Source organism: Sarcina sp. DSM 11001 (assembly GCF_900101015.1).
GTDB lineage: Bacteria > Bacillota > Clostridia > Lachnospirales > Lachnospiraceae > CAG-791.
This window is the reverse complement of record NZ_FNFZ01000011.1, coordinates 50,272-64,758: the sequence shown is the minus strand read 5'-3', so window position 1 is coordinate 64,758 and position 14,487 is coordinate 50,272. Positions and strand designations below refer to the sequence as shown.

Annotated in this window: 12 protein-coding genes; 1 reads left to right on the top strand and 11 read right to left on the bottom strand. The window is 53.0% G+C overall.

Going from position 1 to position 14,487, the window contains the following annotated elements:
* Positions 1–142: 142 nt before the first annotated feature.
* The 5 genes from BLT02_RS07505 to BLT02_RS07485 all read right to left on the bottom strand — a co-directional run bounded on the left by BLT02_RS07505 (position 143) and on the right by BLT02_RS07485 (position 5,551).
* Entirely contained in the window at positions 143–418 is a 276-nt protein-coding gene (locus BLT02_RS07505; RefSeq protein ID WP_092993178.1) for an ACT domain-containing protein, read from the bottom strand.
* Between the two features lie 115 nt (positions 419–533).
* Positions 534–1,163, bottom strand: coding sequence for a dephospho-CoA kinase (gene coaE, locus BLT02_RS07500; RefSeq protein ID WP_092993175.1), 630 nt, complete (start codon positions 1,161–1,163; stop codon positions 534–536).
* A gap of 190 nt (positions 1,164–1,353) precedes the next feature.
* Complete coding sequence (locus BLT02_RS07495; protein WP_092993172.1) at positions 1,354–2,151, bottom strand: MBL fold metallo-hydrolase; 798 nt, start codon at positions 2,149–2,151, stop codon at positions 1,354–1,356.
* 81 nt (positions 2,152–2,232) lie between these two features.
* A complete protein-coding gene (gene polA, locus BLT02_RS07490; protein WP_092993169.1) occupies positions 2,233–5,091 on the bottom strand; it encodes a DNA polymerase I in 2,859 nt (952 codons plus the stop codon).
* A 139-nt stretch (positions 5,092–5,230) separates the two neighbouring features.
* Positions 5,231–5,551, bottom strand: coding sequence for an anti-sigma factor family protein (locus tag BLT02_RS07485; protein ID WP_175453736.1), 321 nt, complete (start codon positions 5,549–5,551; stop codon positions 5,231–5,233).
* Positions 5,552–5,875: 324 nt separating this feature from the next.
* On the opposite strand from BLT02_RS07485, the gene BLT02_RS07480 reads away from it, so the two are divergent.
* Positions 5,876–7,240, top strand: coding sequence for a citrate synthase (locus tag BLT02_RS07480; RefSeq protein WP_092993163.1), 1,365 nt, complete (start codon positions 5,876–5,878; stop codon positions 7,238–7,240).
* Between the two features lie 189 nt (positions 7,241–7,429).
* Here BLT02_RS07480 and BLT02_RS07475 read toward each other — a convergent pair whose 3' ends face one another.
* The 6 genes from BLT02_RS07475 to BLT02_RS07450 all read right to left on the bottom strand — a co-directional run bounded on the left by BLT02_RS07475 (position 7,430) and on the right by BLT02_RS07450 (position 14,061).
* A complete protein-coding gene (locus BLT02_RS07475; RefSeq protein ID WP_092993160.1) occupies positions 7,430–8,290 on the bottom strand; it encodes a hypothetical protein in 861 nt (286 codons plus the stop codon).
* A 204-nt stretch (positions 8,291–8,494) separates the two neighbouring features.
* Positions 8,495–9,268, bottom strand: a complete 774-nt coding sequence (gene pgeF / locus BLT02_RS07470; RefSeq protein WP_092993157.1) for a peptidoglycan editing factor PgeF — start codon at positions 9,266–9,268, stop codon at positions 8,495–8,497.
* 62 nt (positions 9,269–9,330) lie between these two features.
* Positions 9,331–10,368, bottom strand: coding sequence for a threonine aldolase family protein (locus BLT02_RS07465; RefSeq protein ID WP_092993329.1), 1,038 nt, complete (start codon positions 10,366–10,368; stop codon positions 9,331–9,333).
* Positions 10,369–10,563: 195 nt separating this feature from the next.
* The gene (locus tag BLT02_RS07460) at positions 10,564–11,601 is read right to left on the bottom strand and encodes a hypothetical protein (RefSeq protein WP_139187473.1); all 1,038 of its coding nucleotides are present in this window, start codon (positions 11,599–11,601) and stop codon (positions 10,564–10,566) included.
* 83 nt (positions 11,602–11,684) lie between these two features.
* Positions 11,685–12,932 carry a [FeFe] hydrogenase H-cluster maturation GTPase HydF gene (gene hydF / locus BLT02_RS07455; protein WP_092993150.1) on the bottom strand — a complete coding sequence of 416 codons (1,248 nt, stop codon included), beginning with the start codon at positions 12,930–12,932 and terminating at the stop codon, positions 11,685–11,687.
* A gap of 223 nt (positions 12,933–13,155) precedes the next feature.
* The gene (locus tag BLT02_RS07450) at positions 13,156–14,061 is read right to left on the bottom strand and encodes a fumarylacetoacetate hydrolase family protein (RefSeq protein ID WP_242869736.1); all 906 of its coding nucleotides are present in this window, start codon (positions 14,059–14,061) and stop codon (positions 13,156–13,158) included.
* Positions 14,062–14,487: the final 426 nt, after the last annotated feature.

Here is a 14,487-nt window from a genome sequence, read left to right as displayed (position 1 = left end):
CCCCGCCTCTGTCCGGTCAGATTTTGTGCGTAACCGGACAGATTCTGTTCGTACCTGATCAGATTCTGTTCGTACCTGGTCAGATTCTGTTCGTACCTGGTCAGATTCTGTTCGTACCCGGTCAGATTCCCGGCCTGTCCGGTCAGATCCTGTGCATCAGGTCAAAGATCTCCTCTTTCTGACAGCGGATCTGGACACCGATCTTTTCCTCGCCCAGTGTTGCCAGCTCATCCGCCATGACTCCGAAAGGCTTCTCCGGCTCGGTCACATCGATGATCATCATCATATTAAAATAACCGTTGACAATGGTCTGGGAAATATCCAGGATATTGATCTTGTTTTCCGCCAGGTACGTACAGACGGGCGCAATAATGCCGATCGTGTCCTTCCCGACTACTGTAATAATCGCTCTTTTCATAATAGCTGGTCTCCTTCTTCCTGATGGTTCTGATCAATGCGCACGTCTGTTACAGTACTTTACCAATAGTACTGTACAAGCAGTACTTTAATTTCGGCGCTTTGCTGTTTGCATTTTACTGTTTCTTCGGCATATATCCCATTTTCTGCAGAGCCTCGTCCACCTGGCTGCAGGAAACCGCGAGGTCGCCGCTGTTGTCGATCACAACATCCGCGTTTTTCCGGTAGATATCCTCGCTGAGCTGGCTCTTCATAATGTTGTCGATCTTTTCATCGCTGTAGCCGCGCGACGCGCGCAGGCGCCTGCGGCGCTCGTCGGCATTGCAGTAGATGTACCAGAGGGAATCCATGTCGGCCGTGTAGCCCGCCTCGATGAGGAGCGCTGCCTCCAGGACAAAAAAGTCGATCCTGCCGGCTTCACACTCTTTTTTGTACTCATCCAGCGCATAGATTTTTACCGCAGGGTGCACCATCTGGTTGACTCTCTCCCGGAGTGCCGGGTTCGAAAAAATCCGGCGCGCCATTTCAGGGTTATTGATCTGCCCGTCAGGATGAGTGATCGGCTCCGTGCCCGGATATTCCTCTAAAAGAGCGATCAGGTCTTCATAGATCCCGCCGCCCGGTGCTTCAAGAGCGCGGGCCGCATCATCGGCCATCAGGATCCGACAGTTATAAGTTGTCTGCAGATAGCGGAGGATCTCCGATTTTCCGGATCCCACTCCGCCGGTCACACCGATCAGTTTCATAATAAAATCCTTTCGCTAATATAATCCCTGCGCAATTAATCCCGCATGCTGATTTAATCCCGCACGCTGATTTAATCCCGCATGCTGACTTAATCCCGCACGCTGATTTAATCCCGCATGCTGATTTAGTCCCTTACGCTAATATAATCCTGTACGCAGAATGCAGCTGCGTTGTAATCAGTCAGTGCTTTTACAACTCCACGAGACCCGACGGGACATCGCGTTCCGCCACCCGGATGGGGAGCTCCTCGGCGCGGTACCCTGCTTCCGAGAACATGAGCTCTACGCGGACAGTCTCAAAAGCAAGCTCCGGGATGTTGTTTTCTTTGCTCAGATGTCCCAGGAAAATCCCCTTCAGATGGCTGTTGAGCACCCGGCTGAGCAGCTGCCCGCTCGCGGCGTTTGACAGGTGGCCGCGGTTACCCAGGATGCGCTGTTTGAGGGAATAAGGATAATGCCCGACCTGCAGCATGTTGATATCGTGGTTGGATTCCAGAAGAAGGACGTCCGAGTCCTGCAGGCAGGCCTGGGTATAGTCTGTATAGCAGCCCAGGTCTGTGCAGATGCAGGCTTTCTTGCTGCCTTCATAAACCCGGTAGCCCACTGGCTCCGCCGCGTCGTGGGAAATCGTCATGGGGTCGATCTTGAGATCTCCCACACTGACCGGCTCATCGGCGCGGATACAGATAAACCGGTCCGGATCGATATCCCGGTATTTCGGCATCCTGGCCAGGGCTCTGATCGTCCCCTTCGTCGCGTAGATCGGCATCTGCGAATATTTGGCGATCACCGGCAGCCCCATGATATGGTCCGAGTGTTCATGGGTCAGAAAGATGCCGTCGATGTCCTTGAAATCCAGTCCGATGTCATGAAGAGCCTGCCCGGTCCTCTTCCTGCTGATGCCCACATCCATCAGCAGATGGGTCCTGTCCGAACCCACATAGATACAATTGCCGCTGCTTCCGCTGGCAATACTTTCAAATCGCATGTTTTTTGTTACTCCCTGCAGCCGTCATCGACTGCTCTGTTTTTTTGTTACTCCCTGCAGCCGTCATCGACTGCTCTCTTTTTATTTTGCCATATACCAGTCCGCTCCGCTGTGCACATCTGTCTCGAGACGTACGGACAGGTCTGCCGCATGTTCCATCTCCTCTTCAAGGATGCGGCGGACCGTCTCCTCTTCCCCGGGGGCGGTCTCGATCAGCAATTCGTCATGGATCTGGAGGATCAGCCTGGACTGCAGTTTCTCCCTCTCAAGCCTCTCCCACACCCGGATCATGGCTATTTTCATGATGTCCGCCGCGGAACCCTGGATGGGTGAATTCATGGCGACCCTCTCCCCGAAAGACCGCTGCATGAAGTTGCTGGAGGAGAGCTCCGGAACGGGGCGCCGCCGGCCGTACATGGTGATCGCGTATCCTTCTTTTTTTGCGGAGGAGACAAGTCCGTCCAGGAAGATCTTGATTCCCGGATAGGTCTTGAAATAGGCTTTTATGTATTCCGCCGCCTCCGCCCTGGAAATGGAAAGTCCCTGGGAGAGTCCGAAAGAGCTGATGCCGTACACGATCCCGAAATTGACCGCCTTGGCATTTCTTCGCTGGAGCGGGGTCACCTCATCGATAGGAGTATGGAAGACCTTGGAGGCTGTGATCCGGTGGATATCTTCATTTTCCCGGTAAGCTTCAATGAGCCCGGGATCCCCCGACATATGAGCGAGGATCCTCAGCTCGATCTGGGAATAATCAGCATCTGTAAAGGTATAACCCTCACGGGGGATAAAAGCTTTGCGAATCTGCCTGCCCAGGTCTGTCTTCATGGGGATATTCTGGAGATTGGGGTCTGTCGAGCTGATGCGCCCTGTGGCTGTGATCGTCTGCCTCAGGGTCGTGTGGATCCGGCGGTCATCCGCCACATAGGCCATCAGGCCGTCCGCGTAGGTCGAGCGGAGTTTGGTCAGGCCTCTGTATTCCAGAATATCATTGACGACAGGATAGTCCGGCGCGAGTTTTTCGAGGACCCCCGCTGCCGTAGAATACCCTGTTTTTGTCTTTTTTCCGCCCGGCAGGCCCATTTTTTCAAATAGCACCTCGCCGAGCTGTTTGGGGGAGGCGATGTTGAAGGTCTCTCCCGTCTCGCGGTAGATCTGCTGCTCCAGCTCATCGATCCGGCCTCCGAGGCTGTCACTGTAGGCCTTGAGCGCCTCAGGCTGGATGCGGATACCGAGGCTTTCCATATCCGAGAGGATGAAGGTCAGGGGGCGTTCGATCTGCGTGTAAAGCTCCCACATCCCGCTGTCCTGCAGTTTACTGCGGACAAGCGGCGCAGCCTGTCTGATGGCGTCCGCAGCACGGCAGGCATAGCTTATGACCGCGCCAGGCTCCTCGCCGAATGCCCGGGCCCAGGTCTTTTTGCCAAAAAGGCTCTTTGCGCCCTGAAGGCTGATACCCAGATACTCACTCGCCACATCTTCAATCTCATAATCGCTCTTGAGCGGATTGACCAGATAACTGCCTACCAGCAGGTCCAGGATCCCCTCCATGCGGATCCCTTCGGAGAACTCCGCCTCAGCGTCGATCCCCCACAGGAACATATGGCCTTTCTGGCCGAAAACCGCGAGCATTGAACCCGTGTTTTCCTTTGATTCAGAAGCTGCGCTGCTTTCCTTTAAATCAGAAGCTGCACTGGTCTCCCTTGAATCAGAAGCCGTGCTGCTCTCCCTGACTGCGGTCCTGAGTTCCTTTAAAAAGGAGAGAACTGCCGCATTGTTCTCACCGGCACCGTCTGTCCGGATAAACCAGTTCCCGTCCGCGCTCTTTGCGCCGGCAGGTGAAGATGAGATCCCGACACCGGTCAGGACAGCCGGGCTTTCCATCCCGTAACCCGGGAAGTCCAGGACCGGCCACACACCGATGACCATTTCCTGACCGCTCCGGATCTCGGAGAGCAGGGTGTCTTTCATCTGAGCAAGGGCTTTCTCCTCAACGATCTCAAGGGGCTCAAACCCGCCGGCTGTCTCTTCCACGACATCCCTGTCAAAGCGGGGCAGGATATTTTTGAAGCCCAGTTCTGTGCACAGCTCAAAGGCTTCTTTCGTATAGTACCCGCCTGCAGCGGCTTTCTCCATATCCAGCTCCACATCGCAGTCCGTCTTGATGGCAGCCAGGAACAGGCTCATACGGGCCTTATCTTCATTTTCAGCAAGAGTTTTGTGCAGAGCAGGCTTTTTGACCTCATCCAGATGCTCATAGACGCCGTCCACTGAGCCAAACTCCCGGATCAGCTGGGTCGCTGTCTTCTCTCCCACCTTGGGAACACCGGGAATGTTGTCCGAAGCGTCTCCCATCAGAGCCTTGACCTCGATAAACTGCAGAGGAGTGACTCCGTAGGTCTCCAGGACCTGCGCCTCCCTGAAATCATCGATCACCGTCTGCCCCTTGCGGGTGCGGGGGATCCGGATACAGATCCGGTCCGTCGCGATCTGTAGAAGGTCCCGGTCGCCGGATAAAAGGACGACATCCATATCCACGGCCTGCGCCTTTTTCGCGAGAGTGCCCAGAATGTCATCAGCCTCCAGCCCGGCCTGCTCGCAGATGGGGATCCCCATAGCTGTGAGCATTTTTTTCATCAGGGGAACCTGTTCCCGGAGCTCCTCCGGCATGGATTTGCGTGTCCCCTTGTATTCGGCATAAGCCTCATGGCGGAAGGTCGGCGCATGGACATCAAAAGCCACGGTCAGATAATCCGGCTGCAGCTCATCGATCTGGCTGAAAAGAATATTCAAAAAGCCGTATACGGCACCCGTGTGGACACCCTTCGCATTCGTCAGATCCGGCATTCCGTAAAACGCGCGGTTCAGAATACTGTGCCCGTCGACCAGCAGCAGCTTTTTTCCGGCAGACGACCCGCCTGCTCCTGTTATAGTGTTCATGATGGTTTCTTCCTTTATATCAAATATCTCAAAAATACTTTTATCTCAAAAAAATCGAATCAAAATATCTCAAAAAATAACTCAAAAATCCTCAAAATTATCTCAAAAATACCTTGAAAATACCTCGGAAATCAGGTCTCTATCTCAGAAAAATAAAAACCGTCATAAGCACCAGAAGTATCGTGAGAATCTCCAGCGTATAGGCGGTATAACCCAGACGGGAGCGGAAAACCATACTGCTCCTTTCTTTCTCAACGAGAGCAGGAAGATCTCTGGAGAGGTTGATCACTTCTTTTTCCTTCCTGTGATCAAAAGCCCTGCTGACCAGATACTGGATCTCCACCTCCTCCCGGCAGTTCTCACATTTATCATAATGCTCGAGAAACTCCCGCAGAGAATCATCCTCCAGCGTTCCCGAGAGAAAAGAACTGATCATGCCCGAAAAAGTTTTGCAAGTCATGTTCCCATCTTCCTTTCCATGCTGCCCAATACCCGGCTCCCCGCCGCACATATCCTACAATATATTATCATAAAACAGCATAGTATGAAAAGCCCGGGCGAAAGGGATAAGGGCGGGATAAGGGCGGAGCAAAGGAGGGCAGCCTCCCCGTCCTGTCTTCCCGCCCGCAAAAAATTGTTTGGACTTTTTGCAACATCATGGTATAATCGTTAAATCAAATGCATCCGTGTATACAATAAGTCCGATGAGCTGTATAGCTGCTCCGGGCCTTTCGTTATAGATCGTTACCTGTAAACAATAGTATTTCCTTTTGAAAGGAGCAGTATGCGCGTATTTAAAACCGCCCGCTTTAACGATGACAGTATTCTTGCCCGCTATTTCGGACGTTCGTCAAATTATACAGATATCCCGAACAATCTGTTTAATGAATATAATGTAAAGAAGGGACTGCGAAACGACGACGGAACCGGCGTCCGGATCGGGCTCACCAAGATCTCGGATGTCATCGGTTATACCATGGATGAGAATTACCATGTCATTCCCTGTGAAGGCGATCTGCTCTTCCGCGGATATTCGATCCGCGACCTGATCAAGAACCGCCAGAAAAATTTCGGGTTTGAGGAGACCTGTTTCCTGCTTCTTTTCGGTTATCTGCCGGACAGAGAGGAGTTCGAGAATTTCAAGACCTGTCTCTCTCTCCGCTACGATCTGCCCGAGAGCTTCCTTGCGAATGAGCTGCTGCTCAAGCCCGCCCGCAACCTGATGAACAAGCTCCAGTCCGCTGTTCTCTCCCTCTACAACTATGATGATAATCCGGATGAGACAGACGTCTATCAGAATCTCCTCAAGGGGATCAATCTGATCGCAAAGTTCCCTGCCCTGGGCTGCTATGCCTACTATACAAAGGTCCATTCCTTCGACCGGAGCTCCCTGATCATCCATTATCCCCGCCCCGAGTATTCCATGGCGGAAAATATCCTGTATATGCTCCGTCCCGACGGCTCTTTCACAAACATGGAGGCGAACCTGCTTGACGCGATCCTTCTGATCCACGCGGATCACGGCGGCGGTAACAACTCCACCTTCACAAACGTCGTTGTGGGATCCACCGGGACAGACCTCTATTCCGCCCTCAGTGCTTCAATCGGCTCACTCAAGGGACCCAAGCATGGCGGTGCGAATATCTCGGTGGCACGCATGATGCGCCAGGTCATCGCGGATACGGATTACACGGCGAACAAGGACCAGCTCAAGTCCATCGTCGAGCGGATCCTGGATAAGGACTACTATGACTACAGCGGCCTGATCTATGGCTTCGGCCACGCTGTCTATACCATGACCGATCCCCGTGCGGAGATATTGCGAAAGCTGTGCCGCGGGCTCGCGGAAAAGCAGGGCTGCATGTACAAATTTACCTTCTACAAACTGTTTGAGGATGTTGTCAAGGAGGTCATCATGGAGCGCAGGGGAACAATGATCCCCACCAATGTCGACTTCTATTCCGGCCTGGCTTATCATATGCTGGGAATTCCGGAAGAACTGTTCACCCCTCTGTTTGCCACGGCGCGTGTCGCCGGCTGGGTCGCCCATAACCTGGAGAACAAGCTCTATGACGGCCGTATCATGCGTCCTGCCACCAAATATGTCGGCGAGACCATGGAATTTGTTCCCATGAGTGAGCGCAGGTAACTGACTTCGGAAAAACAATTTAAAATCTTTTAAAAAAGAGCTGCCTGGCAATGGGCAGCTCTTTTTATAAAATTGTTATTGTTAATTTTTATAAAAATGATTGTTTCAATTAAAACTGGTCTGATTCCGTTATGGCTGTTTTTATGGCTGTTTTAATCTCGTAAAAACCGGTCCATAACCGGCAGATCATCACAGGAGCTCTTCTACCTTGTCCGGTTTCTGCTCAAATTTCTCTGCGATGTCAGAAGCTGCTTCCGCCGCCGCTTCCTTCACGTCCCCGGCAGTCTCTGTCGCTGCTTCTGCTGCCGCCGCTTCTGCTTCTCCTGCCGCTTCCGCCACAGTCTCTGCAGCTTCCTCTGCTGCTTTCGTCTCCGCCGCGACAGCCGCCTCGTCAGCCGCCTTTTCGACCTCGGCAGCTGCCTCTACGGCCGCGTCCACAGTCTCAGCCGCAGCTTCCTGAGCCGCTTCAGCCATGTCCTCTTTTACTTCTTCTTCAGCAAGCTCATCGGCAACCGCTTCGTCGACTGCCTCGGCTTCTGCTTCATCGAGCTCTTCGCCGACTTCTTCGAAGTCCTCGTCGTCCAGATCTTCATCGTCCAGATCTTCATCAGACTCCTTCAGAATATCCTTTACCTTGACGGCGCCGTCCGCGAATACATCCTTGACCTTTCCGGCAGTCTCTCCGACAACCTCAAGTACTGTCTCACCCTTGGGTCCGATCGCCTGCTTGATGCGGGTGTAAGCCTGAGTAGATCCGTTCTTTATTGTCGTATAGGTCCTGGAGGCAACAGCCTTCACTCTTGATGCGGCCTCTTCCGCTTTTACAGCTTCTGCCTCATCCTCCTGCTCATCCGCAGGTTCCTCTTCAGAAGCATCGTCTTCGGAAGCGTCTTCTTCCTCATCCCCAACTTCCTCAAAATCATCATCAAAGAGATCATCATCTTCGTCACAGACGGATTCTTTTACATTCTCTTCCAGATAATAGTAGACAGTCGCAGCCGCTACACCCAGTACAGTACATCCAAATAACAGTCTTCCTAATCTGCTCATTTTTGTCCTCCATCGAACATTCAACGATCCAGGTTTGCAGTACCATATTGATCAGATCCCAGCCACAGGCCCGAAAGAGAGATCGGATACAGTGTTGCGGCAAGTCTCTTTAATAATACTACTCTATTTCCCCGGAAAATAAAAGAATAAAATGACATGAACAAACAGGGATTGATCGTATGTTTTCCCTTTTCCGCCCTCTTTTTATCTATTCTCATTTTTCAAGGCAATTCCTGAGATCATCTGCTTCTCGGGCGGGGCCCAGCCGTCCCTCCGGTAGGATGCGAAGCCATCGTTTTCATAAGTGCAGATCCCAGTGTCATACATATTTTCCGGCTTTACTCCCAGACGAAGCAGGTCTGTTCTGACCGCCCCCTTGACATCCAGATGATATTTGTCTTTTCCCTTTGGCCGGAAAAAAATCCTCCGTTCGTCAGCAGAAAACCGTTTTGAGAAATCCTCTAAAAGCTCTGGCCCCACTTCGTAACAGTTTCCGCAAACGCAGGGTCCAAAGGCGGCGATCACCTGCCCCGGGTCTGTTCCGAACAGTTTTTCCATCGCGCAGACTGTATTGACCGAAATGCCGCTGCAGGTCCCGCGCCAGCCGCTGTGCGCCATGGCTATGACCCGTCCGGCCGGATCATATAAAAACACTGGAATACAGTCCGCTGTGCGCAGGCAGAGCAGGATCTCCGGAATATCGGTGATCACACTGTCATATCCTCCGGGCGGCTTGACCGACCAGGTCTCGTCCGTATAAACAAACCTTCCCTCAGGATCCTGCTCTGTCACGACACAAACACTGCCTGAGTGCGCTTCTTTCGCGAACAGCATCCTCCGCAGAGGCATATTCATAAAGGCACTGAACTCTTCCACGTCGGGAGGAACATCCCTGCCGTCACATTGATGGATATCTTTTTTGCCCGTAAAAACAGTCCGGACAGGGTAATGATCATCGAAAAAAGGAATGGATCTCATAGTCTGATGTCTCCGATTCTAAGCTTTCTTTTACAATTAAGGATCATACAGCATACTGGTCATTACAGAATACTGATCAGGGCTTCTGTCTCCTCAGGGGTCGTGCCCCAGTCTGTCACCAGACGGATCACGGTGTGGGAATCATCGTACTTTTCCCAGAAGCTGTATTCCACTTTTCGGCCGAATTCTTCCAGTCTGCTGTTCTCCATGATGATAAACAGCTGGTTTGTCGGGGACTCCTGCCACAGCCGGTAGCCTTTCCGGACAAGGGCAGCCTGAATGCGGCCTGCCGCCTCAATGGCGGTCTTCCCGATCTCCATATACAGATCATCAGTAAAGAGTGTGTCGAACTGAATGCCGAGAAGCCTCCCCTTGGCGAGAAGAGCGCCATGCTGCTTTACGAGCGTAAAAAATGCCGGGATCCGCTGCGGATCCGGGATCACCACAGCTTCGCCGAACAGAGCCCCGCATTTGGTGCCTCCTATGTAAAACGCATCGCATAAGGCTGCGAGGTCGGAAAGCGTGACCGTATTTTCCGGACAGGCAAGCGCATAGGCAAGCCTGGCTCCGTCAATATAGAGAGCCATGTGATACTTGTCGCATACCCTTCGAAACTGTACCAGCTCCTCCCGGGAGTACAGGGTCCCGTACTCTGTCGGCTGGGACAGATAGACCATGCCCGGCATGACCATATGCTCATGGTTGGCATCCTGATAGAAATCTTTTACATAGAGCTCCACTTCCTCCGGAAAGATCTTCCCCCGGGTTGAAGGCAGAGTCAGGACCTTGTGCCCGCCCGCTTCAATGGCACCGGCTTCGTGCACGCTGATATGCCCTGTCTGCGCCGCGATCACTCCCTGCCAGGGACGCAGGAAAGCGTCGATCACGACTGCATTGGTCTGCGTACCGCCCACCAGAAACTGCACCATGGCATTTTCGCATCCGCAGGCTTTTCTGATTTTTGCCCTTGCCGACTCGGATATCTCATCCACCCCGTATCCGATGGTCGCCATCCTGTTTGTCTCCACCATCCTGTTTAAAATGGATGGATGCGCTCCCTTCATATAGTCGCATTCAAAGTATAGTTTCTGCTCTGCCATTCTTTTCCCGATATTTCCTTTCTGTATTTCTTCCCGATCTGTCCCGGTCAATCTGTCCTGGTCAATCTGTCCCGGTGATTCTCTTCCTGAACCGATCCCGGTGATTCTCTTCCCGGCCTGGTCATGGTGATCCTCTTACCGGACTGCCTTAAACAGCCTCCTGCCTTCCCTCACTGGTTCCGCACCACGGCAGTCTCACCACGGCAGTCCGTCATCCGCACTTTCCCAGCCTTCCCCCATGAAGGAATCATAGGCATCTGAGGCTGCCGGATCTGACCAGCCTCCCTGTGAGTCTGTATAGTCGGCAGGAATACTGGACACCAGAGAGGCAAAGCCGGGATCTTCTTCAACCCTGCCTCTGCCAGAGGATCCGGATTTCTGTCCAAAGCCGTTCCCCCGGGTGGTTCCGGAATTGTTCTTAAACCCGTCCCTGCCGGAGAATCCGGATTTCTGTCCAAAACCGCTTCCCCGGATGGATCTGGCATTGTCTTCCAGTCCGCTCCTGCCGGAAAAAGCCTGGTTCTCTCCTTCTCCATTCCTCGGCGAAGCTGCAGCTTCCTGCATCTTCTTTTCTGCCGGTCCTGTCTGCTGCAGCGCTTTCTGCTTTTCGCTTAAAGCCGACTTGTTTTTCTCTCTCCGGTTCCTTGCCCGGATTTCAGCAGTTTCCGTGAGGATCCGGCGCAGGTTATCTACAATGAACTGTTGGGCGTTTTGGTTGTAATAGACCCTGTAATATTCATTGGGAAAAGCCCCGGCCTTCTCCGCGTACAGGCCGAGATCGATTCCTTTTTCTGTGGGAACAGAATTTTCCTTGCCGGTCTCCTTGAACATCCGCTTTTCCAGATATCCGTTCTCCCTGAGCCAGTCCGTCACCATCGTCGCCTGGATCGTCATGGACTGATCCTCAGGAAGCAGCCCTGTGACCTGTTTTAAAAAATAAGAGATCTGCTGATCCTGCTCATATTTAAAACCGCTCAGCACCTCATAGGGAAAGATCTCGGCAATAGAAGGTTTCCGCGCGGCAGAACTCTTCTGAACAAGGCCCACTGTCCCTCCGGCGCTGCGCACATCGGTCAGGATCTCTTCTACAAATTTCAGGCATCTGTTCACATTGACATTGGTCAGAACTTCATTTTCAGGCGCCGGCCTGTTGTTGACCGGATTGCGTCCCTCCGCCATGCGTCTGATATACTGGATCGCAATATCCAATCTCCTGCTATCGTATGTTCCCATTTTCTGTTCCTTTTTATCCAGAGTGATTTCTGTCCAGTGTATTTTCTATTCAGTACGTTTCTATCGTTTCTATCCAGCATGATTCAGCTGAGCATCTCTGCCAGATCCGGGAACATCTCCACGCTTCTCTTCAGGATCCCGTTCATATAGGCAATGGCTGTGCCGTAATTAGTCACGGGCACATTCTGGACCCTGGCGCGGCCGATACGGTTTTGCATCTCACGTTCGTTGAGCATGCAGCCTCCGCAGTGAATGACCAGTGCAAAAGGAGTCAGGTCCTCCGGGAATCCTGTCCCTGACGCTGTCTCGATCAGGATGTCTTTTCCGGTGCGGGTGCGGAGCCAGCGGGGGATCTTGACCGTCCCGATGTCGTCGCACTGGCGGTGATGGGTGCATCCCTCCGCGATGAGGACCCTGTCTCCATCCTGCAGATGGTCGATCTGGGCGGCTCCCTTCACTGCAGTTGACAAAAAGCCCTTGTAGCGGGCCATCAGGATGGAAAAAGAAGTCAGCGGCACCTCTTCCGGAACGTCTTCCTGAACCCTGGCAAAGACCTGAGAGTCGGTAATGACCATCGCCGGCGGCTTCCGCATACTCTCCAGCGTCGCTTTTACATTGTCCTCCTGTATGCAGACCGCGGTACAACGGGCGTCCAGAAGATCACGGATCACCTGCTGCTGCGGAAGGATGAGCCTTCCCTTGGGAGCTGCTTTGTCAATGGGAATAACCAGGATGACCTGGTCTCCTTTTGTAAGAAGGTCTGAGACCAGCTTCCTCTCTTCCCCCTGCTCCGCCTTCCAGGCGCGGTAGAGTTCTCCGATTTTTTCCTTGAGGGCATAGATCCCCTCCCCGGTCAACGCGCTGACCCGGATCGAACAGGTCTTCAGCCCTGCTGAAGCAGTGTTCTCCTCCTCTTTTTCCCCGGCCTTCTTTCCAGCCAGGTCGGATTTGTTCCAGGCAAGGACATAAGGGATCTTTCTCTCTTTAAAAAGCCCCACCAGCTCCTCGTCACAGGCGCACCGGCCCCGCTGGCTGTCGATCACAAGAACTGCAATATCGGTCTGAGCCAGGATCTGTCGTGTTTTCTTTACCCGCAGCTCACCCAGGGCTCCTTCGTCATCAAATCCCGGTGTGTCGATAATGACTACAGGCCCCAACGGGAGGAGCTCCATCGCTTTTTTGACCGGATCGGTCGTAGTGCCCTCCACCTGGGAGACCACCGCCAGATCCTGGCCGGTGACAGCATTGACCACACTGGATTTTCCAGCGTTCCTCCGGCCGAAAAAACCGATATGGATCCGTTCTCCCGAAGGAGTATCATTCAGACTCATTTTTTATTCTCCATTCCAGCCCGCTGTATTTCAGCCCACCGCTATTCCGCTCAGACGGCTTCATTTACGACTGATTTCTATAAGGCGGGTGAGACACTGGGGTTCTTCCGCAAACAGCAGTGTTTTGCAGTTATCTTTCCCAGAATTAGTGATTCCTGATGATAAAGTCACTACCAGATGCGGAAGAGCCGACACTGGTTTACAGAGTCAGAGATTATGATTTTTAATCGCCGATCCCGTTTGTCAGGGTCCCGATTCCCTCGATCGCGCAGGTGACCGTATCGCCCTTTTTCAAGAACCTGGGCGGGTCAAAGCCCATACCGACACCTTTGGGTGTTCCGGTCGAGATGATCGTCCCCGCGCGCAGCGTCATGCCGGCGCTCAGTTCGGAGATGATGCGGTCCAGACCGAAGATTAGCATATCTGTTGTACTGTTCTGGCGCAGCTCTCCGTTCACCGTACTGCTGATCCTGAGCTTCGGCGGGTAGGAGAACTCGTCCGCTGTCACGATGCAGGGGCCCATGGGCGTATAACCGTCGAGGCTCTTGCCCAGATACCACTGGGTGTGCCGGGTCTGGAGATTGCGGGCGGAAACATCGTTCAGGATCGTATATCCGAAAATGCAGCCGGGCACTTCCTCCGGAGCCACACCCTTGATGTCCCTGCCGATAATGACCGCCAGCTCCGCCTCATAGTCAAGGGAGTCGACCAGTCCCTCGTAGGCAGGTATGGGGTCCCCGTCTCCGGGCGATCTGAAGACACGTTTGGAGAAATAGACTGGGTACCGGTCTTTTGAAGTAAAAGCTTCGCTGGAATAAGCGGCTGCCTCCTCCGCGTGTTCAGTATAATTGAGTCCAAGGCAGATCACATCCTGCAGGGGGCAGGGGATCGGCGACAGGATCCTGGCATCATCCCCGACCCGGAGCGTGGGATCCTCTCCCTCAGGACCTGAAGAGCCTGGATCACGGTTGACAAAGATCTCCAGGGCCGCAGCGATCTTCCCAAGCTCCTGCAGTATCTCCGGTGTCGACTCCGCGATCAGAGTATTCATGTCCGGAAAAGAAAAAGCTGTCCTGGCAAGGGGGAGGATCCGTGTCCCATCCGCAGACATAAGTCCCACTTCCTCCATTACCTGCAGCTGTACCGGCCTGATCACGCTGCCGTCCTGCGAACTCACGGGAGTACCGTATTCCAGAACCGGATTGACTGCGTCCGCACCGGCGCCATTTTTAATCACCCTCTGAAACGTGACAAATCTCATTTTTCCTGGAGGCCCGGCAATGCCGCCCCACTCCTCCTTTCTCCTTTGAAAGAGAGGCTGATCCCTCTCCTGCTGATGCCCTTCTGACGACTTCTGATACTCTTCTATTGTATCCTGATGCTCTTCTGATTCTTTCTGAAACTTTTCTGATTCTTTCCGAAACTCTTCTGATTCTTTCTGAGACTTTTCTGATTCTCTTCTGATGCTTTAATTAACGCATTATAAACGCATTTTTTTAATGATACACCAGAATCAGATTCATGGAAACCACAAGGTTCTGTGTAAGGGTTTATA

Bases quoted from the DNA above. Each gene is read 5' to 3' on its own strand.
- BLT02_RS07480 (WP_092993163.1), top strand. From the start codon at position 5,876: ATGCGCGTATTTAAAACCGCCCGCTTTAACGATGACAGTATTCTTGCC.
- BLT02_RS07505 (WP_092993178.1), bottom strand. From the start codon at position 418: ATGAAAAGAGCGATTATTACAGTAGTCGGGAAGGACACGATCGGCATT.
- BLT02_RS07460 (WP_139187473.1), bottom strand. From the start codon at position 11,601: ATGGGAACATACGATAGCAGGAGATTGGATATTGCGATCCAGTATATC.
- BLT02_RS07475 (WP_092993160.1), bottom strand. From the start codon at position 8,290: ATGAGCAGATTAGGAAGACTGTTATTTGGATGTACTGTACTGGGTGTA.
- BLT02_RS07450 (WP_242869736.1), bottom strand. From the start codon at position 14,061: ATGGAGGAAGTGGGACTTATGTCTGCGGATGGGACACGGATCCTCCCC.
- coaE (WP_092993175.1), bottom strand. From the start codon at position 1,163: ATGAAACTGATCGGTGTGACCGGCGGAGTGGGATCCGGAAAATCGGAG.
- BLT02_RS07465 (WP_092993329.1), bottom strand. From the start codon at position 10,368: ATGGCAGAGCAGAAACTATACTTTGAATGCGACTATATGAAGGGAGCG.
- pgeF (WP_092993157.1), bottom strand. From the start codon at position 9,268: ATGAGATCCATTCCTTTTTTCGATGATCATTACCCTGTCCGGACTGTT.
- polA (WP_092993169.1), bottom strand. From the start codon at position 5,091: ATGAACACTATAACAGGAGCAGGCGGGTCGTCTGCCGGAAAAAAGCTG.
- hydF (WP_092993150.1), bottom strand. From the start codon at position 12,932: ATGAGTCTGAATGATACTCCTTCGGGAGAACGGATCCATATCGGTTTT.
- BLT02_RS07485 (WP_175453736.1), bottom strand. From the start codon at position 5,551: ATGACTTGCAAAACTTTTTCGGGCATGATCAGTTCTTTTCTCTCGGGA.
- BLT02_RS07495 (WP_092993172.1), bottom strand. From the start codon at position 2,151: ATGCGATTTGAAAGTATTGCCAGCGGAAGCAGCGGCAATTGTATCTAT.